The 273-nt window shown below is 40.3% G+C and carries 1 protein-coding gene; it reads right to left on the reverse strand.

The genetic code is table 11. The features are described from left to right. The coding region (locus Q5762_RS38375) for a hypothetical protein (RefSeq protein WP_315896943.1) at positions 1–273 on the reverse strand (273 nt) is incomplete at both ends.

Genomic DNA, 273 nt, shown 5'->3' on the forward strand with positions numbered 1-273 from the left:
ATCGGCATGTGCCAACAGGGATGTCTAGAGCTTCAGCAATCTCTTCATATTTATACCCACGCATCAGCAGATCAACAGCTTCGTAATGACCTTCAGCAAAATTCTCTTTGAGATGTTGCTTATATCGCTCAAGCATCTCTTCAGCAATAATCTGATCTTCAAGGGATGGTGTTTCCATACTATCCAAACAATTAAACGGATATTCTGTAGGTTGCACCATCCCTTCAATCACAGCCTCATATTTATCACAATCGAACTCATGTTGATGATGAT

Origin of the sequence: Streptomyces sp. P9(2023) (assembly GCF_032436795.1) — a bacterium.
GTDB lineage: Bacteria > Actinomycetota > Actinomycetes > Streptomycetales > Streptomycetaceae > Streptomyces.